Origin of the sequence: Enhygromyxa salina (assembly GCF_002994615.1) — a bacterium.
GTDB classification, from domain to species: Bacteria; Myxococcota_A; Polyangia; order Nannocystales; family Nannocystaceae; genus Plesiocystis; species Plesiocystis salina_A.
Genome location: NZ_PVNK01000308.1, coordinates 1 through 21,093 on the forward strand (window position 1 = coordinate 1; position 21,093 = coordinate 21,093).

Consider the following 21,093-nt stretch of genomic DNA (forward strand, 5'->3'; position numbering starts at 1 on the left):
GGTCGGGGGTACGCTCGGCGGGCAGGTGGAAGGGGGTCAGCTCGACGCCGGGCAGCCACGCGGCGGCCATGGCGAGGCCGGCCGTACCCTCGAGCTCGCGGCCGTTGGCGAGCACGCCGCCGCCCGAGCAGCCGAGGATCACCGCGCCGGGCATGCGCTCGCGGATCGCGGCCGGCAGCTCGTGCCAGCGCTGCTGATGGCCGCGAGCCGCGAACACCAGCACGAGATCCGCGGGGGATCCCGCGAGCTGCTGGCGGAGCTCATCGGTGGTCCGTTCAACGGCCTCCTCGAGCTCACCAGCGTCACTGATACTGGACGCCCAGCGCACCTTCGGAGCGTAGCAGGGTGGCTGAGCGCCTGTCTCGTGTTCCTGCCGCTATGCTTGCAGCCGTGGCCGAGCATCACCTGCGCGTGGGTCCGCTGCCTGCCTGGCTCCAACTGGATCGCCTGCTCGGGCCGACTCGGGTCGGGGGGCCTGACGGAGATGGTTGGCAGGTCGAGGCCGGGGCCGAGGGGGCCGTCGAGGCCCAAGCCCGGCTGCCCACGGCGCTCGCTGCAGATCTCGTCGCGCGTCTGCGCGGGCTCGGCTTCGACGGCCGCGCGCTGGTCTGCGAGGTCGAGCCGCCGCTGCGGCGCAGCGTCACTCGTCGGGCGCGAAGCGAGGACGCTCGCCGGCGACGCGTGACGACCCCGGGCTTTTCGCGCGCGGGCGTGCGCCTCGATGACGTCGGTCGGATCTCGCTCACGCCCGAGGTCCTGGCCCAGCGCGTCGCCGCGGGGGCCCAAGGACGGCCGGTCGTCGACGCCGGGTGCGGGGCAGGGGGCAACGCGATCGCGTTCGCGCGGGCGGGCAGCCGGGTGTGCGCGATCGAGTCCGACGCCGCTCGCCTCGAGCTCGCTCGCCACAACGCCGAGGTCTACGGCGTCGGGGACCGCATCGAATTCGTCCACGGCGACGCGCTCGAGCAGGTGCCCGCGCGCCGGGATGAGTCGGCGATCCTGTTCATCGATCCGCCGTGGGGCGCCGACTGGAACCGCCGCGGGTGCGGTCTCGCCGAGCTCCCGCTGCTCGCGGCCCTGGCCCCGCTCGCGCTCGGCTACGCCGCGCTGTGGGCCAAGGTCCCGGCCTCGTTTGCGACTCGGGAGCTGCTCGGGGATCCACCCGGGGGCGACGCGCAGGCGCTGTTTGGTGAGGCGCAGGGCGATCGACGTCGGGTCAAGTTCGTGCTCGTGCGCAGGTGAGACCGGCGACCAGTTTGACTGGTCGCCGCGCTAGCAGGACGGGGCCGGCTCGTCGCGGGCGCCGTCGGGCAGCAGCTGTTGAAGCTGCCAGGCGTAGGTGTGGAGCTGCTCCTCGGCGCGCAGCAGGGCCGCGTGGACCTTTGCGACGGTCACCGCGCCGATGACGATGCTCCCGAAGCTACCCAGGGCGAGGAACACGATCGCGGTCGTCTCCGTCAGGACCATGGCCCGCGGTCGCACGAGCATGCCCTCGGGCCCGAACTGATAGCTGGCCTCGGTCACGCCGCCGAGCTCGAGCGCGAGGGGCACGACCACCGCCAGGATCGCGGCGGCGACCGCGGTGAAGCGGCGCCAGTCGGTGAAGGTCAGGGCGAAGGCCGTGGCCTGGACCGCCGCGATCGCCGGGAGCAGGATCAGCGCGCCGAACAGCGTCGTCGTACACGCGATGCCGATGTTGCTCACGATCATCACGGCGGTGACGGTCCGCTCGCTGACCTTGCCGTCGCGGTTGCCAAAGTGGCTGATCGCTCCGGCAATCAACATCGCGATGAAGAAGGGCAGCGCCGCCGCCAGATCGCGGATCCCGGCCCAGAACAACAGCGGCAAGAACAGCAAGATGCTCAGGTACGCGAGCGAGGCCACGCGCGCTGCCGAGCCGCGCTGGGTCGCCGCCGACAGCTCCAGGGCGCGCGCGACCGCGGGCGGACGCTGGCTGGGCGGCTGGGTCAGGATCCTGTGCAGGATCGTCATCGCGCCGCGGTCGTTGGGGTCGAGGGCCAGCGCCCGGCCGATCGCTTGCATCGCCTGGCGCCGCCCGCCAGGCTCCCCGCTGTCGAGCAGGCCGGCGGCCTCTCGAGCGTGCGCGCGCGCGAGCTTGCTGCGCAGCTCGACGTCTCGCTGGCCATCGAGAAACGCTTCGATCGCCTCGTTCAGGGCGCGCGCCGAGGGGTAGCGGCGGGCGGGGTCGGGGTCGAGCGCGCGGACGACGATCGCGTCGAGCTCCGGGGGCAGATCTCGCGCGGGCGCCCGGATCGACGGTCGGAGCTCGACGCCCTCGAGCGCCGAGCGCAGCATCGCCGGGACCTCGTCGATCGGCTGCAGCGGCTCGAGGGTCAGGAGCTCGAACAGGATCGCGCCGAGGGCGTAGACGTCGGCGGTCGGGGCCAGCGGCAGCCCGCGGATCTGCTCGGGCGGCATGAAGCCAGGCGTACCCACGATCACGCCCGGGTTCGTGGCCTGGGAGCCCGCGCTGCCACCCCTCGCGCCGTCTCGCGTGGCCCTTTCGCCGAGGGCTGTGTCGCCAACACTTGCATGGGGCTGACCGCAGCGGGGTTTTTGCTCCTTGCCCTCGACAAGAACCCCGGCGCGAGCCGACGCGAGGGGTGGCAGCACGGGCTCCTGGGAGGCGGAGGGGGGCCGGGCTCGGGCCTGTCCGAATTCCTTCGCCAGGCCCCAGTCGAGCACGTAGACCTCGCCGTAGTCGCCGAGCATCACGTTCTCGGGCTTGAGATCGCGGTGGAGGACGCCGCGCTCGTGGGCGAAGTCGACGGCCAGGCAGACCTGGCTCAGGGCGGTCAGCAGCCGGCGGCGGCTCCAGCTCTCGTCGACCTCGCCGGCCGCGAGGCGGTCGACGACCTCGGCCAGGGTCACGCCCGAGACCCGCTTCATCGAGAACCATGGCTCGCCCCCTCGATCGACGCCCAGATCGTAGACAGGCACGACCGCGGGGTGCTCGAGCTGAGCCTGGACGCGCGCCTCCTGGACGAAGCGGCGGGCCTGGGCTGGCTCGAGGGGCTGGCCCGCGCGCGGGAGCAGGCGCTTGACCGCGACATGACGGCCGATCTGTCGATCCTCGTGGAGCGAGACCGTGCCCACGCCGCCCTCTCCGAGCAGGCCCTGTTCGCTGTAGCGGCCGGCAAAGTCGATGACCGCGGGCATCTCGATGTCGGTCGTGACCGTGGGACCCTGGCCGCGCGGCCAGGCAAGGGTCTTGCCGTCGGCGCTCTCGATGGTCGGGCGTTCCTCGAACTCGGTCCCCTCGACGTCAGGCATCTCCGCATGGTGCCCGAAATTCCTGCGCGCTGAGCCGCGCACACGCTCACTCGACGCCGGGCCCGGTACCATGGCCCGTGGACGCTCGACTGCTGCTGCCCTGCGCGCTGAGCCTCGTGCTCGGCTGCCTGCCACCCGCGAAGGTCGAGGTCCCCGACGACCCCGGTGGTGACCCCGGCGGTGACCCCGGCGGCGGCGGAGCGGGCGAGCGGCCGGGGGCCGACCCAAAGGAGCCGGAGGAGGCGGCGGGCGTCCTCCCGATCGCGTGCGAGCGCCCCGACGACTATGGCCCCGTGATCGTCGACGCCGAGCAGTACGCCCGGCGCTACGCGGCCAAGGCGCTTCGCTTCAGCGAGCTGGCCTCGACCAAGGACCAGCCCGTCGAGGAGTGCGGGATCGCGGCGGGGGTCGAGCTGCTCCTGGCCCTGACCTGCGACGATGGCTCGCGGGCCTTCCCGTCCTTCGAGGAGGCCCACGGATCGCGCAGCGGCAACGTCGGCTCCGGGGGTCGGTGCGGGAGCATCATCGACCTGTACAGGGTCCCGTGCCCCGAGGGCGTCCACGACGTCTACATCGACAGCTACATCTGCGCCGACGCGGCGATGTTTCGCTAGCGAAACATCACCGACGTCTCGCCAGGTTTTTCCGCGCGCCGCCCCCTCAGCGCTCGAGCTTCGACTTGAGCAGCGCGCCGAAGCTGCCGACGCTGGCGCCCTGGCTCTTGCGCTGCTTGGCGCGATGCTGGCGGAAGTGGGCCCGGGCCTCCTCGTCTTCGACGCGACGCATGGAGAAGCGCGTGCGGCCCTTGTCGTCGGTCCCGATCGGGACCACGCGGACCTGCTTGCCGACGGGGAAGGCCCGGCGGGGGTCGCCGCCCGGGGGCAGGTCGAGCTCGCGGGTCGGGACGATCCCGCCGCCGGTCGCGGTCTCGACGAACACGCCGAAGGCCTCGACCTTGACGACCTCGGCGTCGACGACGGCCTTCGCGTCCCTGCCCGCCGACTCGGCGCCCTCGGGTGCCTGGGTCGCCTGGCGCAGGGACAGGCCGATCCGCGTGGTGCCCTCGGCCGCGTGATCGATGGTCAGGATCTTGACCTTGAGCTGCTCGCCGACCGAGACCACGTCCTCGACCTGATCGACGCGCCCGTGTCCGAGCTCGGAGATGTGGATCAGGCCCTCGATGCCGCCGAGATCGACGAACGCACCGTAGGGCTGGATCGCCTGCACGGTCCCATCGACGATCTGCCCGGGGCTGAGCCCGGCGAGGGTCTCGCGGCCCTCGACCGCGCGGGCCTCTTGCAGCAGCGCCTTGCGCGAGACGACGACCGAGCGGCCGTTGTCGCGGATCTCGAGGACCTTGAACTGCAAGGTCTGGCCCTCGTAGATCGAGATGTCGGGGGTGTAGGAGATGTGGACGTGGGACGCGGGACAAAACGCCCGGATCTTGCCGATCTGGACCTCGAGCCCGGCCTTGACGGCCTTGGTCACGGTGCCCTCGATCGGCGCCCCAGCCTCGAGCGCGGTCTCGAGCCCGGCGAGCCCGCTGCCCGCGTTGAAGCGCATGGCGAGCTTGGGTCGATCGCCACCTTCAGTCACGATCGCGCGGAGCCGGTCGCCGACCTTGACGGTCACCTCGCCGTGCTCGTTCTCGAGTTCGTAGCGGGCGATCTCTCCCTCGGCGCGGGCCCCCGCGTCGACGAACACGGCGTCCTTGCCGATCTGTACGACCGTAACCTCGACGCTGTCGCCGGCTGAGAGCCGCTTGTAGGTGCCGCCCTTGCCGCTCGCCAGCGACTGTTCGAACATCGCTGCGAAGTCCTCGTCTTCGGCCATGGCCGGGGGGTTTACCATTTTGGCGACCCGGTCTACAGGGCGGGTAGCGCGGTCGGTGCCCACAGACCGCTGAACGTCCGTCTCGCGCGGGCCGCAAGGGCCCGATTGATCGAGCTACTTGAGCTCGACCTCGAGATCTGCGGGCCTGAGGTTCGGCAGCTCGGGCGGTCGCTCGGTGACCGAGTGGGGCTCCCACTTGGTCATGACCTCGACGTAGCCGTCTTTGCGCAGGATGATCTCGTGGGCCACGCCGTCACCGACGGGGACCTCGAGGGTGCACGGCGTATCGCACTGGTACTCGCCGTCGAGGAACACCTTGGCGCCCTCGACGTTGCTGTCGACCGTCGCGCGGTTCTTGGGCAGGTCGTCGACGTTGACGGGCTTTTTGTCCTCGTCCTTGTCTTCGTTGACCGACATGCCCGGCTTGTGGTCGGCGCCCGGGTCCCCCTCGTCCTTGCCCGAGCCGAACAGCATCGCGCCGACGATGACCACGAACGCGAGCCCGAGCCCGCCGATGACGAACTTGCTGGCGGTGCTCAGGCCCTGCTCGACGACGACCGGCGAGGTCGAGCCCGTGCTGGTTGAGCCCTCGATCGAGGCGATCGGCCCAGTCGTGGCCAGGTTGCGGCGCAGCGGGCCGTCGGGGTTGGGCGGACTGCGGCCCTCGGCGCGGGCTCGGGCGGCGCCGATGCACTCGCCGAGCAGCTCGGCGAAGCGCCCGCAGTCCTGGATCCGTTTGCCGCGATCCTTGCGCAGCGCCATCATCAGGACCTTGGCGGTCTCGCGGCAGCAGTGGCGCGGCGTCGGGACCTTGGTCTTGACGTGCTTGAGCATCGTCGCCATCGGCGACTCGGCCGAGAAGGGCGGCCGACCCTCGATCATCTCGTAGAGGATGCAGCCGAGGGAGTAGATGTCGGTGCGGTGGTCGAGGGGCAGGCCGTTGCACTGCTCGGGCGACATGTACTGCGGCGTGCCGAAGACCTCGCCGGCCCGGGTCAGGCGGGTAGCGTCGAGTCCGCCGGCGATGCCGAAGTCGAGGACCTTGACCACGGTGCTGACGCCGACGCTCTCGATGAAGATGTTGTCGGGCTTGAGGTCGCGGTGAAAGATGCCGTTCTCGTGGGCCTCGGACAGGCTCTCGGCGACCTGGCGGGCGTGCTGGAGGGCCTCGATCTCCGGCACCCGGCCGCGCTCGAGGACCTCGGCGAGGCTCTCGCCCGTGAGCAGCTCCATGACCATGTAGGGCCGGCCGTCCTCGGCCGAGCCGTGCTCGAACACGCGGATCGTGGACGGGTGCCGCAAGCGCGTGGTCACCTCCATCTCGCGCTTGAAGCGGGTCAGGAACTTGTGGTCCGACAGGCACTCGCTGCGCACGACCTTGATCGCCACGTCGCGGTCGACCTGCGTGTCGTAGGCCTCGTAGACAACGCCCATGCCGCCCTCGCCAATCACACGGGTGATGTCGTAGCGGTTCGCGATTTGCCCGCCGACGTCGTCGTTGAAGACCATCTCCATGCTCATGCTGGAGCCGGAGGATCCTTCTGGCTGCGGCCGCCTCTGTGATCGTTTGGACATGAGTCGGTGGGGCCCAGTATTCCAGGAAAGCAGGGCAGAGTTTAGGGCGCTCGGCGCCCTTCGCCCGTTTTTCCCATGTGAGGGGCCGACATACAGCGTGTTCTGCGCCGAAGGCGATCGCGCTCCTGGGACTGGGTGTCGACCCGCGCGCGCCCGCGCAAAGCCGCGAATTCCGTCGCACAGAGGGGCCTCTGACTGTTTCACGCTTGAATGGACCCAAGCCCGTCCGTACCCTCGGCGCGACCATGCCCAACGTTGCAGCTGCCAAGCCACCCACCACACCCAGCGTTGGCCATGAGGCCAGGCACAAGATCCGGGTGGTGACGGCGGCGGCCCTGTTCGACGGTCACGACGCGGCGATCAACGTGATGCGGCGGATCCTGCAGGCGCACGGCGCCGAGGTGATCCATCTGGGTCACAACCGCGGCGCGGCCGAGGTCGTCGACGCCGCCATCCAGGAGGACGCCCAGGCGATCGCCGTGAGCTCGTATCAGGGCGGGCACATGGAGTTCTTCAAGTACATGTACGACCTCCTGCGCGAGAAGGGGGCCCCGCACATCACGATCTGGGGCGGCGGCGGCGGGGTCATCGTCCCGCGCGAGATCGACGAGCTCCACGCCTACGGCATCAACCGAATTTTCTCGCCCGAAGACGGCCGCCGTCACGGCCTCGACGGGATGATCGACATGATCATCGCGGGCGCCGATTTTTCGACGGCGCCAGACGATCCGGTCGCGGAGTTCAACGAGCTCGTCAAGCCTGCGCGGCCGGCTCCGAGCGCGGACCAGCCCGACCCCAAGGTCCCGCGCCTCGCCCGGCTGATCACCGTGCTCGAAGATCACATCGGCGGCGCAGCCGAGGGCGGCGCGCTGCTGCGCGCGGTCGAGGACCACGCGCTGCCCAAGGTCCCGGTCCTCGGGCTGACGGGCACGGGCGGCGCGGGCAAGAGCTCGCTGACCGACGAGCTCGTGGCCCGCTTCGCGCGCGAGAACCCGAGCCGCAAGATCGCCGTGATCTCGGTCGATCCAACCCGCCGTCGGACCGGCGGCGCGCTGCTCGGCGATCGCATCCGCATGAACAGCATCCGCCACGGCAACGTGTTCATGCGCAGCATGGCCACGCGGGCGTCGGGGGCCGAGCTCTCGGCCGCGACCGGGTCGGCGATCCGGCTGTGCAAGCTCGCCGGCTACGAGCTGATCCTGGTCGAGACCTCCGGGATCGGCCAGGGCGACGCCGCGATCAGCGAGGTCGCCGATCTGTGCCTCTACGTGATGACCGCCGACTACGGCGCCCAGAGCCAGCTCGAAAAGATCGAGATGCTCGACGTCGCCGACTTCGTGGCGATCAACAAGTACGAGCACAAGGGCAGCAAGGACGCGCTGCGAGATGTCCGCAAGCAGGTCCGGCGCAACCGCAACCTGTTCCACGGCGTCGAGGACGACGCGCTGCCGGTGTTCGGCACGGTCGCGAGCCGCTTCAACGACGGCGGGGTCAACGGGCTCTACGCGGGGCTGTGCGCCAGGCTCAGCGAGCTCGGCGATCCCGACTGGGTCTGCCGGATCCCCGCCGACCAGCGCGTGGTCGCGTCGAGCACCCGCGACATCATCCCGGCCGATCGGATCCACTACCTCGGCGAGGTCGTGCACACGGTCCGGGCCTACAAGGCCAGGGTCGCCCAGCAGATCGAGGTCGCGCGCTCGCTCGCGCATCTGCGCCACACGCGCGAGCTCGCGGCGAGCTCGGGTCCCGGCGAGCCCACGCTCGCGTGGCTCGACGAGCAGATCGCGGCGCGTTCGCTCGAGCTCGACGGTGACGCCCGCCGGGCGCTCGAGCTGCTGCCCAAGCTCCGGGCCGAGTACAGCGCCGACGAGTACGTCGTCCGCGTCCGCGACCGCGAGGTCCGCTACCCGACCCACGTGACCACGCTGTCGGGCAGCCGCGTCGCCCGGGTCGCGCTCCCGGCCGACGACGAGCCCGGCGCGGTCCTGCGCTACATGCTGCTCGAGGGCCCCCCGGGTCACTTCCCCTTCACCGGTGGGGTGTTCGCGTTCAAGCGCGAGGGCGAGGACCCCAAGCGCATGTTCGCCGGCGAGGGCGGCCCGGCCCGGACCAACGAGCGCTTCAAGTATCTGTCGGCGGGCGAGCCGGCCAAGCGCCTGTCGACCGCGTTCGACTCGGTCACCCTCTACGGCCAGGATCCCGAGGAGCGGCCCGACGTGTGGGGCAAGATCGGCGAGAGCGGGGTCTCGATCTGCACCCTCGACGACGCCAAGGAGCTCTACGACGGCTTCGATCTGTGCGCGCCGACGACCTCGGTGTCGATGACGATCAACGGCCCCGCGCCGATCATCCTGGCGTTTTACATGAACGCCGCCGTCGACCAGCAGGTCGAGGCCTTCGAAGCCAAGCAGGGCAGGGCGCCGAACCCCGAGGAGTACGAGCAGCTCCGCGACTTCACGCTCTCGCAGGTCCGCGGGACCGTGCAGGCCGACATCCTCAAGGAAGATCAGGGCCAGAACACCTGCATCTTCTCGATCGAATTCGCCCTGCGGATGATGGGCGACATCCAGGAGTACTTCATCCGCAAGCGGGTCCGGAACTACTACTCGGTGTCGATCAGCGGCTATCACATCGCCGAGGCCGGGGCCAACCCGATCTCGCAGCTCGCCTTCACCCTCGCCAACGGCTTCACCTACGTCGAGTACTACCGATCGCGGGGCATGGCGGTCAACGACTTCGCCCGCAACCTCAGCTTCTTCTTCTCCAACGGCCTCGACACCGAGTACACGGTCATCGGTCGGGTCGCGCGGCGGATCTGGGCGATTGCGATGCGCGACCTCTATCAGGCCGACGCGCGCTCGCAGAAGTTCAAGTACCACATCCAGACCAGCGGTCGCTCGCTCCACGCGATGGAGATCGACTTCAACGACATCCGCACGACCCTCCAGGCGCTGTTCGCCTACTACGACCACTGCAACAGCCTCCACACCAACGCCTACGACGAGGCCATCACCACGCCGACCGAGAGCAGCGTCCGCCGGGCGATGGCGATCCAGATGATCATCACCAAGGAGCAGGGCCTGGCCAAGAACGAGAACCCGCTCCAGGGCAGCTACATCGTCGAGCAGCTGACCGAGCTGGTCGAGGAGGCCGTGCTCGACGAATTCCTCCGTCTCGACGAGCGCGGCGGCGTGCTCGGGGCGATGGAGCGCCAGTACCAGCGCGGCAAGATCCAAGACGAGAGCCTCGAGTACGAGCGCCTCAAGCACACGGGCGAGCTCCCGATCGTCGGCGTCAACACCTTCCAAAACCCGGACAAGAGCGGCGAGGAAGAGGCCAACTCCCTCGCCCTGACCCGGGCCAGCGCCGACGAGAAGAACGCCCAGATCGAGCGGCTGCGCGCCTACCAGGCCCGCCACGAGGGCGAGCGCGAGGCTGCGCTCGCGCGCCTCGGCGAGGTCGCGCTCGCGGGGGGCAACATCTTCGAGTGCCTGATGGACGTCGCCCGGGTCTGCTCACTCGGTGAGATCTCGCGCAAGCTGTTCGAGGTCGGCGGCGAGTACCGCCGCAACATGTAGCGCGGCGCTTCGCGATCAATCGCAGTAGTCGAGCGGCGCCGGGTCGGCGTCACCGTCGAGTCCGTAGACGAAGCGGTGAAAGGCCTGGCGAAGCTCGGGCTGCTCGCCGCTCGCGCAATACAGGTGCCGCTCGAGCTCCGCGGTCGTGATCGAGCGCGGCACGGGCCCGAGCGCATGGAGCTGTGCCATCGCCTCACGCAGGGGCTCGCGGCCCATGATGTCGGCGAGCCCGGCGAACAGCAGCCGCCCGCTCGAGTACGACGCATCTGGCGTGTCGCGGGCGAAGGGGTGGGGATCGTAGAGCTGCCACGGCCCCGCGTTCCAGTTGAGCGGGATCGGGACCAGCTTCACGCCGGCCGTGGTGTTGAACATGTCCCAGGCCTCGTCGATCCACCCGTCCGAGTAGGTCGCAGGCTCGAGGCCCCGGGCCCACCAGCTGTGGAAGACCTCGTGCTCGAAGGCCGCCGGGGACGAGGTCGTCGCGCCCGCGTACTCCATCGAGCGGTTGGTCTGGTAGAGGTAGGCGGTCAGCTGCGGGTAGGGGTAGTCGCCGGTCGAGAGCACGAACTCGTCGAGGTAGCCGAGGAGGTTGGCGCTGTACACGTTCGGCGGGGTTGCGAGGTCGTCGTTGACCCAGACCGCGTAGGGGATGTCCTGGCCGTTGGCGGCCGCGTGGACGCCGCTGTCGAGGCTGAGCTCGGCGCTTGGGAACACCAACACCATCGGGGCCATCGCCGTGGTCGTGTCGGGGAACTCGAGCTGCCAGTCGTGCTCGCCGAGCTCCTCGAGCTCGGCGTTGGTGATCAGCGTGTGCGTCTCCCCGGCGTCGACGAGGCTGACGCCGAGGTGGAGGGGGTGGCGGTCCCAGGGCATGTTGGCCGGGAGCCACGACTCGAGGTAGCGGCCCGGGTTGAGGTCTGACATGTAGATGTCGAACCACAGCCGCGCGGGCGCCGGGGCGTAGGCGAGGCCGCTGGCCTGGGGCGCGGCCGGGAGCGCGAGGGGATACTCGAACTCGAGCTCGTGGATCGTGCAGGCCTCGAGCTCGACCGCGAGGATCGAGAAGCCCGCGCTCCAGCCCGCGCCGAAGTCGTGGCGCGCGAGCAGGTCGTTGTCGATCAGCTCGCCGTCGAGGACCAGCGTTTGGTGGGTCTGGCGGAGGTCGAAGAGCGGCTGGCCGGAGTCGGGCCCGACCTGGAAGGTGAGCGTGCCCAGGGCGCTGGCCGAGGCGGCGCCGACGTCGAACTCGAAGCTCGCGTCGAGATCGAGGATGTCGATCGGGACCGCGGTCATGCCGTCGACCTCGATCGGGGCGGGCGCGTGGACGAAGGCCTCGGTCACGCACTCGGGGACGTCGCCGTCGCCGTCGCCGTCGCCGTCGCCATCACCGTCGCCGTCGCCATCACCGTCACCATCGCCATCACCGGAGTCACCATCGCCGTCGCCATCACCGGAGTCACCGTCACCATCGCCGGAGTCGCCGTCACCGTCACCAAAGTCGCCATCGCCGTCGCCGTCGCCGTCACCGTCACCAAAGTCGCCATCGCCGTCACCGGAGTCGCCGTCACCGTCGCCCGTCGATCCGGTCTCCTCGCTGCCAGTCGCGTCGAGGTCGGAGCTCGGGGTGTCCACGCACCCAAGCGACCCCGCACATACGAGCACCCCAATCCAGGTCCAGCGCGTCACCTGGCGAGTATATGTCACTCGTAGAAGTCCGCGCCCGGGGTCAGATCCACGTGAAAGTGGTTGTCGTGGGCGTCATTGTACTCAGGCGTCAAAATGATGTTGAAGATGCCCTGCTCGTGGCGTTGGTCGGTCAGATCTTTGAGCCACTGGCCCTCGAAGGTCACGGGCTCGGCGACGCCGTCCTCCCAGTCGTCGAGCACGGACAGGTACTGCCCGCCCTCGAGGGTGAAGCCGCCCAGATCGATCGCGTGGGCGAAGCTGTGCTCGGACAGAGTATCGGTGCCCGAGATGACCCGGCAGTTGTAGGTGCCGATGTGCGCGACCTCGACCGCGTCTTTGGCCAGGAGCAGCTCGCTGAGGTGGTCGAGGGCGAGGGCCATCTCGCACGAGACCAGCATCGAGCTCGGCTCCTCGTGGCTGATGTAGCGGTAGTCGATCCCGTTGACCGGGCTGAACAGGCGCACGGCCTCGTCGATCTCGCAGTCGAGGTTGGGGTGGGTGTCGGGGTGATCGAGGGGAATGTAGGCCGGGATCCACAGCAGCCCGGCGTCGTCGAGGGCCTGCTGGCACTCACTCAGCGGCGGGGCGAACTCCTTGGCCAGGCACACGGCCGCCCAGACCCCGGGATCGGCCTCGCGCTCGACCAGGGTGCAGCTGTAGCCTGGCCGACAGCCGCCGCTGGGCAGCAGGCTTGGATCGCAGCGCTGAAGACACGCGCCCGAGTCGGGGCCGAAGGGATCGACCAGCGCCTGGTTGGCGCAAAAGGTCCCGGGCGCGCCGTCGATGTCGGGGCAGAGCAGCTCGCAAGGCTGGGAGCAGGTCCCGCACGGCCAGCCCTCGTCCTCGCGCAGGCACACGCCGCCCTCGTAGGCGCAGTCCTGGTCGTCGACGCAGGGTCCGCCGATCCACGGATCCCAGCTCGAGGGCGTGGGGTCGCAGGCGTCCGGGTCACCGTCGCCGTCGCCGTCGCCCGAGTCGCCGTCGCCATCCCCGGGGTCGCCGTCGCCATCCCCGGGGTCGCCGTCGCCGTCGCCTTCGTCGGGGAGATCGGGCAGCTCGCCCGACTCATCGCCGAGCCCCGACTCGGAGCCCGAGGTGTTGGTCTCGCCGCCGTCGAGCGGCCGGGTGTCAATGTCGGTGCACGCGAGAGCGGTGCACGCGAGCGCGCTGAACGCGGTTATCGACGCGATTCGTCCCCAGCTGGCCCGAACAAGCATGGCTGGATCATAGACCGAGCGCGGATCTTTTTGACCCTCGGCACTCTAGACTTTGCCACGCACGGTCGCTGCGCTCCCTCTCTCGGTGGGAGCGCCGAGGGACAAGGGCAGGAGCGGCTCCAGATGTGCCTGGCGGCGTGAATTCAACCTGGTCGCCGGTCCAGGACCTAGCAGCCCGGGCTGCTAGGGCCCGCGATTCACGCTCAGCGAGTCCCGGCCAATCAATTGGCTCCGGGCATGATCGCTTCGCCTCCCCAGGGCACCTGACAAGCGTAGATCCCTCGCCACGCTCGGGCCCTCAGGTCCTGGAGACTCTCATGAAGCGCACTTTCGCCCCTCTCGCCCTGCTCGCCGCGCTGCCTCTCGCGCTCATCCAAGCGCCCGAGGCCGACGCTTGCGGCGGGACCTTCTGTGACAACGGTCCCCAGTCGATGCCCGTCGACCAGACCGGGGAGAACATCTTGTTCATCCTCGACGGCAACCGGGTCGAGGCCCACATCCAGATCCAGTACGACCCGGACGCCGACGCCGACAAGTTCGCGTGGGTCATCCCGATGCAGGTCCTGCCCGAGTTTTCGATCGGGTCCGAGGCGCTGTTCCAGAACCTGCTCGCGGGCACCGTGCCCTCCTACGGGTTCAACACCTTCAGCGAGTCCTGCGGTGACTCCGAGGGGGGCGACGGCGACGGCGACGGAGGGGACGGCGACCCCGGGGATGGCGACGGGGACGGCGACGGCGACGGCGATCCCGAGGTCGTGTTCAACGAGATCGTTGGCGCGTTCGAGATCGCCGTGCTCCAAGGCGGCGACGTCGAGGGCGTGATGACCTGGCTCGGCGACAACGGCTACCAGCAAGATCCGGCGGCCGAGCCGATCCTCGACGAGTACCTTCAGGCTGGCTACATGTTCGTCGCGCTCAAGCTCGCGATGAACACCGAGGTGTCGGAGATCCACCCGATCGTGCTCGAGTACGACGGCGACAAGCCCTGCGTGCCGCTCAAGCTCACCCGCATCGCCGCCGTCGACGACATGGCCGTGCGGGTGTTCTTTTTGGGGCAAGGGCGCGCGGTCCCGTCCAACTACCGCCACGTGCTGGTCAACCCGCTCAAGATCGACTGGATGACCTTCGGGGCCAACTACAAGGAGGTCGTGTCGCTGGCCGTCGACGCCTTCGCGGCCGAGGGCAACGCCTTCGTGACCGAGTACGCGGGCACCAGCGACGCCGTGTCCTCGTTCGGGCTCGTCGAGCCCGGGTGGGGCGGGGCCCCGTTCGCGATGATGGAGAACACGCCCGAGATGGTGGGCGAGGAGCTCGAGCTCCAGGGGCTGATGAGCTGCGGCGACGACGGCATGGGCAACATCGAGTGCGTCACGCACCCGCTGGTCGAGGGCCTGCTCGCGCAGTACCTGCCCGTGCCCGAGGGCGTCGCGCCCGGGGACTTCTACAGCTGCATGTTCTGCTACGCCGGCCTGATCGACGAGCTCGCCTGGGACGCCGCCGCGTTCTCGGCCGCGATCGATCAGCGCGTGGTCGAGCCGGGCGTCCACGCCGAGCAGCTGCTCGAGACCTGGCCCTACCTCACGCGGATGTACACGACGATCTCGCCCAACGAGATGACCGTCGACCCGATGTTTCACGTCAACGAGAGCCTGCCCGACGTCGACAACGTCCGTCAGGGCACCCGCGAGCTGCTGTGCGCGGGCGGGGCCCTGTTCACGCTGCCCGACGGGCGCGAGGTCTACATGCCCAACCCCAACAGCTGGCCCAACGTCGGCGGCGACGAGATGCCGTGGGAAGAGGACGTCGAGCTCGGGGTCGTGGCCGGGCCCAACCAAAGCCTCAGCGATCGGACCGAGCTGATCAACGAGCTGCTCGCGGCCTGGAACCAACAAAATGGCTGGCCGCCGAGCGGTGATGGCGACGGCGACTCCGGCGACGGCGACGGCGACCCGGGCAGCGGCGACGGCGACCCGGGCAGCGGCGACGGATCGGGCTCGGCCGACGCGGGCGACGGCACCGGCGAGGGCGGGATCGACAGCGAGGGGGCCTCGTGCGCGTGCTCGAGCGGGGGCGACGCGAGCCGTGAGGGGCTCGGCGGGGGGCTGGCGCTTCTGGCCCTGTTTGGCGTCGGTTGGCGACGTCTGCGGCGCGGGTGAGCGTCGGCCGGGCGCTGGTCCGGGGTTGACGACCGACGATCCCGACCTAGCCTCCGCACAGTGTCGAACGACAAGAGCTCCCGCCGCCCGATACGAGCGCAGCGCAGCGCCGCCGCCCTCGCCAACGATGACGGTCGCCACGGCTGGGCCCCGATCCTCGCTGCGGTGACGATCGATCTGGCTGACTTCGCCACCGCCGGGCCGCTCGGTCTGGTCGCGGGGCTGGCGGTCGGTGGCGCGTTGACCACCTTCGTCGCGCTGATCTCGGGGGTGCGACCTGCCCGGGCGCTCTTGCTGGGCCTGTTTGGGGCGCTCTACTGCGCGCTGCCGCTGACCGAGCCGATCCCAATGGCGACAATGCTGACGCTGCTGCACGGCTTCCTCCTGCGACGTGGCAGCCCCGAGCCCGAGCTCGTGCCCGCGCCCGCGCGGGTCGTCCAGACCGGACCGGCCCGGCCGCGCCAGGCTTGAGCTCGCGGCGAGCTGTCACGCTTCAGATCGCGCCAGGTCGCGTCAGCGGACCGCCAGCGCCGCGAGCTCGCGGGCCAGGTTTGCGCGGGCCTGGTGCTCGTAGCGCCTCGCAAACAGCTCGGAGTGAAACAGCGAGTCGCGGGCCAGCTGCTTGCGAAGGAAGCGTTCGCGCCCGCGCCGATACAGCAGCCCGGGGACGTTGACGAACTCATCGCGGACGGCCTGGGCGTAGGCGTCGTAGACCTTCGGCGCCGCGCCGACGATGGCCATGTCCGCGTCGATGAAGTGGGCGAGGTCCGGATCGTCGCTGGCGTCGACGAGCTCGTGGGCCTTGGTCGCGAGGATCAGGGCCTCGACCCGGGCCAGATCCACGGGCCAGCCGAGGTCTTGCAGCGACGCGCGGGCCAGCTCGGCGCTGCGGGCCTCGTTGTCCGGGCGCCCGGGCACGTAGATCGCGTCGTGGAACAAGATCGCGAGCTTGACCTCGGGCTCCTGGCGCCAACCGGGACCCCGGGCGACGTCGAGGAAGTGCCGGGTGAGGGCGTCTATGTGGGTGAGGCCGTGGTAGGCCCGCTGAGCCTCGCTGTAGCGGACGCCGAGCTCACTCAGCAGCTCGGCCTCGTTTGGGTAGCCTGTCAGCAGCGGCGCCCACGAGCTTGCGAGGTTCTTGGTCATGGTCAGCGTCCTCCCGGGCGGGCTTGGGTCAGGCGCAGGCCGAGCACGATCTCGTCGCCGTTGACGGTGGCGGCGGCGATCTGTGCGGACATGGTCTGGGTCCCGATCTCGATCGCGGTCGCTCCAGCGGTGCGCTCGATCAGCGACACGCCGCGACGCGCGGTCTTCGACAGGAACAGCCCGGCGCGGACCTTGGCGCTGCCGACGACGCTCTCGACCTTGGCGCGCTCGGTCCCGAGCTCGAGCTCGCTGCCGGCGAGCTCGAGGTGTGGCTCCCCGCGCAGGATCACGTGGGCGCAGTCGCTGTCGAGCTTCCACAGGTGGATCTCGAGGGGGGCGGGGGTGCCCTCGGCCCAGCCGACGCCAGCGTAGACCTCGCCCCTGGGATCGGGCTCGCCGTCGAGGGTCCAGCGCTCGGGGATCCGGCCCTCGCGGATCGCATGGTTGGCGAGGGCCGCGGCCGCGTCGCCGGACAGGCGGACCTGGATCAGGTTGGGGTGCATGCCGTCGACCCGGCCCTGATCCGGGGCCAGGCCGTGCGCGACCCTCAAGCTCGTGCGCAGGTTGATGTTGAGGTAGCGATCGCCCGCGACCACGGCGAGCTGGCTGATCGGCAGCTCCTCGGGGAGGTCGAACTCGAAGCGGGCGAGCTCGCCGAGATCGTCGAGCAGATCACGCTCGAGCAGCCCGGCCGCCTGGCGCATGAGCTGGTCGGCGAGCTCCCCGGCGAGCGTGGCGACGGCCTCGCGATCGACGATCATCTTGGCTGCGGTTGGGAGCTGGGACCAGATCCAGTCGCCGAGCTGGCGGCGAGAGGTCTGCGAGATGCTCGGCCTGAGCTCGATGACATCGCGGCCCGAGAGCGCCACGGCCACGCTGCCGTCTGCGGGGTCGAGGCGCGGGCGCACCCGGGCGTCGACGTCGACGCTGACGACCGCGCGCGTGCCCTGGCGCAGGCCGATGCTCACGCGAAAGCCGAGCTCGCCGGCTGGGGCCGCGCGCGAGCGGACCGAGTCGACGCCGAGGCTGAGGCTCCCGAGCGAGACCCCGGCGACCTGCGGCAGCGGGAGCTTCAGCGTGGGGACGCGGCCGAGCTCCTTGGCGATCATCGCGTCGATCACCTCGTAGGGGATCGAGACGCTCGAGTGCGCTCGGCCGTCGCTTTGGTCGGGCGACGGGCGGGCGGCGCTCGAGCTTGGTGACGTGGCCTTGCGAAACGCGGTGTGGCTGTCTTGGACCCGCTCGCACGGAGCCGCGCAGCCGAGCGCGAGGCTCGCGAGCGTGGACGCGACCAGGACGAGCGGCGTGCGCATGGGCGCATCATAGCCGAGTACAATCCGGCCGTGTCGCGCGCTCAGGCGATCCTCTGCACGCTGGTCGTCTACAAGCTGGCGATGGTTGCGATCGGGGTGCTCGCCAACCGGTTGTCGATCGACGACAGCGACTACTTTCTCGGCGGTCGTCGGCTCGGGCCCGCGGTCGCGGCGTTGAGCGCCTCGGCCAGCTCCTCGTCGGTCTGGACCCTGATCGGCGTCAGCGGCTACGCCTACGGCTTCGGCCTCGCGGCGATCTGGCTGCTGCCGGCCTGCATCGGCGGCTTCGCGCTCAACTGGTTCGTGCTCGCGCCGGCCCTGCGTCGGGTCGCCCGCGAGCGGGGGGCGATCACCGTCACCGAGCTGCTCGCCGGTCCGGTCGGGAGCGAGCGGCGCCGGGCGATCGTCCTCGTGGCCTCGACGATCATCTTGCTGAGCTTGCTGACCTACGTGTCCGCGCAGTTTCAGGGCGCGGGTAAGGCCTTCGCCGAGACCTTCGACATTCGCTTCGAGTGGGCGCTGCTGATCGGCGCGGGGATCGTCATTTTCTACACGCTGCTCGGGGGGTTTTGGGCCGTGAGCCTGACCGACACGCTCCAGGGCGTCATGATGGCGCTGGCTGCGGTGATCCTGCCGCTGGTGGCGCTGGCCGAGGTCGGCGTCGACGGGCTGCTCGCGAGCGTGAGCGGGCCCGAGGGGGTCACGACCTGGGCGGCGGCGACCAAGGGGCTGCCGGGCGCCGCGGCGCTCGGCTTCGTGCTCGGTCTGCTCGGCATCGGCCTCGGCTATCCGGGCCAACCCCACGTCGTCAATCGCTTCATGGCCTTGCGCGACGACCGGAGCGTCGTCGTGGGGCGGCGCATCGCCCTGACCTGGGCGGTGGTCATCTACACGGGCATGATCGTGCTGGGCTGGTCGGTGCGGGTGTTGGCGCCGGAGCTCGCCAGCCGCGAGGACGCCTTCGTGCACAGCACCGAGCTGCTGCTGCCGCCGGTCCTCGCCGGGGTCATGGTCGCCGCCTTGCTCTCGGCGATCATGTCGACGGCCGACAGCCAGCTGCTCGTGGCCGCGAGCACGATCAGCCACGATCTGCTCGGTGGGGCGGGGGCGTCAAAGCGAACTCAGCGCGCGCAGCTGAGGCGCTCGCGGGCCACGGTCCTGGCGATCTCGATCGCCGCCGTGCTCGTCGCGCTGCGCGTCGACGAGACGATCTTCTCCTCGGTGCTCTTTGCCTGGACGGCGATGGGCGCGGCCTTTGGGCCCTTGCTGCTGGTCACGGTCTCGCGTCGGCGTCCGCGAGCTCCGGCCGTGCTCGCGTCGATGGTGTGCGGCTTCGCGTTGAGCGTCGGCGCCCACCTGTGGCCCCTGACCCGGGGCGGGGCGGTCGAGCGCGTGGTGCCCTTCGTCATCGCCCTGGCGATCGCCTACCTCGGCGCGCGGCGCCGGCCGGCGAGCCCCGCGAACCGGCCGGGCTGAGCGCTCGGGTGTGCGCGGGTCCGGCGAGTCTGGGGCGCTTTCTCGCTTGCCCCGGGAGCGACCTGAGCACTACAGTCTCTACCGTGTCCAAGGCTCGGGGCTGCGCCCCGACGACCTCGCTGCGCTCGGCCCCCAGGCCTGAATCAAGCGCTGCGCGCTCGGCTCAGGCCTCCTCATCTTCAACGGGCTGCGGCGGCGAATCCCCCTCCGCTCACCCCAAACGCTCGCCTCTCGGCTCGTACGAGTCCCAAATCATTCAGCTTTTTCAAGTCAGCGCTTGTTTTGGGCCCAGGTCCTCGAAGACTGTGACCACGCAGGCTCAAGCGAGCCCAGGCCTCGGGGTACGGGGGACTTGCTGCCTGATTGGCCTGATGTCGATCTCCACCCACCTCGCCCGCGGAGCCACCGCCACATGAAGGCCGCGATCTCGCGTCGGCACACGCATCGCGACTTCGAGAGCGAGCTGCGCGCGCTCAACGAGGCCCTGCTGTCGATGGCGGGCCGCGTGGAGCAGATGATCGGTCAGTCCGTGCGAGCGCTTTTTGCGCGAGATGTGGCCATGGCGCACGAGGTCCGCGAGACCGATCGCCTCGTCAACCACGCCGAAAAAGAGATCGACCGCATGTGCCTGCGGATCCTGGCTCGCCGCCAGCCGATGGGCTCGGATCTCCGCTTTTTGACCCGGGCCTTGAAGATGGTCACCGACATCGAGCGGGTCGGAGATCTCGCCGGGAGCCTCGCCCGCCAGGCGATCGGCCTCGCCAAGCTCGACCGGCCGGACCTCGGCGTGCATCCAGCGATCGAGCGGATGGCCGAGCTCGTGCGCTCGATGCTGGCCGACGCCCTCGACGCGTTCGTCGAGCGTGACACGGCCCTGGCCCACCAGGTCATCGAGCGCGACAAAGAGGTCAACGCGCTCCACGACCAGGTCTGCCGCGACGTGTTCGCGCACATGCAGGCCCGGCCCGAGGTGCTCCCGGTCGGGCTTCACGTGCAGGAGGCCGCCAAGTTCCTCGAGCGGATGGGGGACCACGCGACCAACCTCGCCGAGCAGGTCGTGTTCTTGGTCCACGCCGAAGACATCCGTCACCCCGGCTCGGGTGCTTCTTGACCTGATCGGCGCACCGCGAGCACGTGGACGCCGGTCGCATCGACGCAAAAGCGCACGTCGACGTCGAGGATCGCGGCCGCGAACTCGCGCTTGGGGTCGGCGCGCTGATGGGCCGGTCGCGGATCCCAGCGCAAGCTCTCGACGATCACGCGCCTGAGCTGCTCGGCGCGAGGGTGTGAGGCGATCACCTCGGCCGCCGCGTCCGACAGGCGGACCTCGAGGCTGATCGGGGCCGAAGGGGCCCAGTCGCAGCGGGCCTCGGGGCGCAGCTCGGCCCACGGCAGGTAGGGCTTGATGTCGAGCACGGGGGTGCCGTCGAGCAGATCGGCCTCGGCCACGCGGAGGCGGCGGCCTTCGACCGCGATCAGGCGGACGAGCGAGAGCGCGATCGGGTTGGGTCGATGGGGCGAGCGCGTGGCGAACACGCCGAGGCGCGCGGACCCGCCGAGGCGTGGAGGCCGAACGGTCGGGCGCCAGCCCTCGTCGGCGCAGGCGTGAAACCAGCACAGCAGCCACAGGTGGGAGACTTGCTCGAGCCCGCGGAGGCTCTCGGCGGGGATCCGCTCGGGGTCGAGCTCGACCGTCAGCTCGACCCCCTGGGCCATGCCGCTTTGGCGGGGGATGGCGAACTTCTCTTTCCACGGTGATCGGACGAGGCCGATCGGCTCGAGGCTGATCGGCGCGCGCGGTGGGAGGGGCATGTCGCCA

General features: G+C 70.2%; 16 protein-coding genes. 7 read left to right on the forward strand and 9 right to left on the reverse strand.

From position 1 onward, the window contains the following. Positions 1 to 328: FIST N-terminal domain-containing protein (locus tag ENSA5_RS34710; protein ID WP_219906918.1), on the reverse strand; the 328-nt coding region annotated here is incomplete at its 3' end. Between the two features lie 62 nt (positions 329 to 390). Here ENSA5_RS34710 and ENSA5_RS34715 point away from each other — a divergent pair. Beyond that, entirely contained in the window at positions 391 to 1,242 is an 852-nt protein-coding gene (locus ENSA5_RS34715) for a methyltransferase domain-containing protein (protein WP_181198470.1), read from the forward strand. Positions 1,243 to 1,272: 30 nt separating this feature from the next. Here ENSA5_RS34715 and ENSA5_RS34720 read toward each other — a convergent pair whose 3' ends face one another. After that, complete coding sequence (locus tag ENSA5_RS34720) at positions 1,273 to 3,294, reverse strand: serine/threonine-protein kinase (RefSeq protein WP_181198471.1); 2,022 nt, start codon at positions 3,292 to 3,294, stop codon at positions 1,273 to 1,275. Positions 3,295 to 3,371: 77 nt separating this feature from the next. On the opposite strand from ENSA5_RS34720, the gene ENSA5_RS34725 reads away from it, so the two are divergent. Next, entirely contained in the window at positions 3,372 to 3,908 is a 537-nt protein-coding gene (locus ENSA5_RS34725; RefSeq protein ID WP_106396019.1) for a hypothetical protein, read from the forward strand. Positions 3,909 to 3,954: 46 nt separating this feature from the next. On the opposite strand, the gene ENSA5_RS34730 is transcribed toward ENSA5_RS34725, so the two are convergent. Both ENSA5_RS34730 and ENSA5_RS34735 read right to left on the reverse strand, forming a co-directional pair. Continuing rightward, a complete protein-coding gene (locus ENSA5_RS34730) occupies positions 3,955 to 5,127 on the reverse strand; it encodes a 30S ribosomal protein S1 (RefSeq protein WP_181198472.1) in 1,173 nt (390 codons plus the stop codon). Between the two features lie 114 nt (positions 5,128 to 5,241). Next, the gene (locus ENSA5_RS34735) at positions 5,242 to 6,648 is read right to left on the reverse strand and encodes a serine/threonine-protein kinase (RefSeq protein ID WP_181198473.1); all 1,407 of its coding nucleotides are present in this window, start codon (positions 6,646 to 6,648) and stop codon (positions 5,242 to 5,244) included. Between the two features lie 299 nt (positions 6,649 to 6,947). On the opposite strand from ENSA5_RS34735, the gene icmF reads away from it, so the two are divergent. Further along, positions 6,948 to 10,280 (forward strand): fused isobutyryl-CoA mutase/GTPase IcmF, encoded by a 3,333-nt coding sequence (gene icmF, locus ENSA5_RS34740; protein ID WP_106396022.1) that lies wholly within the window; start codon positions 6,948 to 6,950, stop codon positions 10,278 to 10,280. 15 nt (positions 10,281 to 10,295) lie between these two features. Here icmF and ENSA5_RS38790 read toward each other — a convergent pair whose 3' ends face one another. Both ENSA5_RS38790 and ENSA5_RS34750 read right to left on the reverse strand, forming a co-directional pair. After that, positions 10,296 to 11,912 carry a gluzincin family metallopeptidase gene (locus tag ENSA5_RS38790; RefSeq protein WP_181198474.1) on the reverse strand — a complete coding sequence of 539 codons (1,617 nt, stop codon included), beginning with the start codon at positions 11,910 to 11,912 and terminating at the stop codon, positions 10,296 to 10,298. A 68-nt stretch (positions 11,913 to 11,980) separates the two neighbouring features. Beyond that, the gene (locus tag ENSA5_RS34750; RefSeq protein ID WP_106396023.1) at positions 11,981 to 13,183 is read right to left on the reverse strand and encodes an extensin family protein; all 1,203 of its coding nucleotides are present in this window, start codon (positions 13,181 to 13,183) and stop codon (positions 11,981 to 11,983) included. Between the two features lie 317 nt (positions 13,184 to 13,500). Between ENSA5_RS34750 and ENSA5_RS34755 the strand changes: the two genes are divergently transcribed. Together ENSA5_RS34755 and ENSA5_RS34760 are read left to right on the forward strand one after the other, a co-directional pair. Further along, entirely contained in the window at positions 13,501 to 15,339 is a 1,839-nt protein-coding gene (locus tag ENSA5_RS34755; protein ID WP_106396024.1) for a DUF2330 domain-containing protein, read from the forward strand. 60 nt (positions 15,340 to 15,399) lie between these two features. Continuing rightward, on the forward strand, positions 15,400 to 15,810 hold the full coding sequence (locus tag ENSA5_RS34760; protein ID WP_106396025.1) for a hypothetical protein: 411 nt from the start codon (positions 15,400 to 15,402) through the stop codon (positions 15,808 to 15,810). Between the two features lie 42 nt (positions 15,811 to 15,852). Here ENSA5_RS34760 and ENSA5_RS34765 read toward each other — a convergent pair whose 3' ends face one another. Together ENSA5_RS34765 and ENSA5_RS34770 are read right to left on the reverse strand one after the other, a co-directional pair. Next, on the reverse strand, positions 15,853 to 16,485 hold the full coding sequence (locus tag ENSA5_RS34765; RefSeq protein WP_106396026.1) for an HD domain-containing protein: 633 nt from the start codon (positions 16,483 to 16,485) through the stop codon (positions 15,853 to 15,855). A 2-nt stretch (positions 16,486 to 16,487) separates the two neighbouring features. Continuing rightward, positions 16,488 to 17,798 (reverse strand): hypothetical protein, encoded by a 1,311-nt coding sequence (locus ENSA5_RS34770; protein WP_106396027.1) that lies wholly within the window; start codon positions 17,796 to 17,798, stop codon positions 16,488 to 16,490. A 30-nt stretch (positions 17,799 to 17,828) separates the two neighbouring features. On the opposite strand from ENSA5_RS34770, the gene ENSA5_RS34775 reads away from it, so the two are divergent. Further along, on the forward strand, positions 17,829 to 19,274 hold the full coding sequence (locus tag ENSA5_RS34775; RefSeq protein WP_106396028.1) for a sodium/proline symporter: 1,446 nt from the start codon (positions 17,829 to 17,831) through the stop codon (positions 19,272 to 19,274). Between the two features lie 412 nt (positions 19,275 to 19,686). Then, complete coding sequence (gene phoU, locus ENSA5_RS34780) at positions 19,687 to 20,385, forward strand: phosphate signaling complex protein PhoU (RefSeq protein ID WP_106396029.1); 699 nt, start codon at positions 19,687 to 19,689, stop codon at positions 20,383 to 20,385. Here phoU and tsaA read toward each other — a convergent pair. Then, positions 20,361 to 21,086 (reverse strand): tRNA (N6-threonylcarbamoyladenosine(37)-N6)-methyltransferase TrmO, encoded by a 726-nt coding sequence (gene tsaA, locus ENSA5_RS34785; RefSeq protein ID WP_106396030.1) that lies wholly within the window; start codon positions 21,084 to 21,086, stop codon positions 20,361 to 20,363. The two genes, phoU and tsaA, sit on opposite strands and share 25 nt — an antisense overlap. Between the last annotated feature and the right edge of the window lie 7 nt (positions 21,087 to 21,093).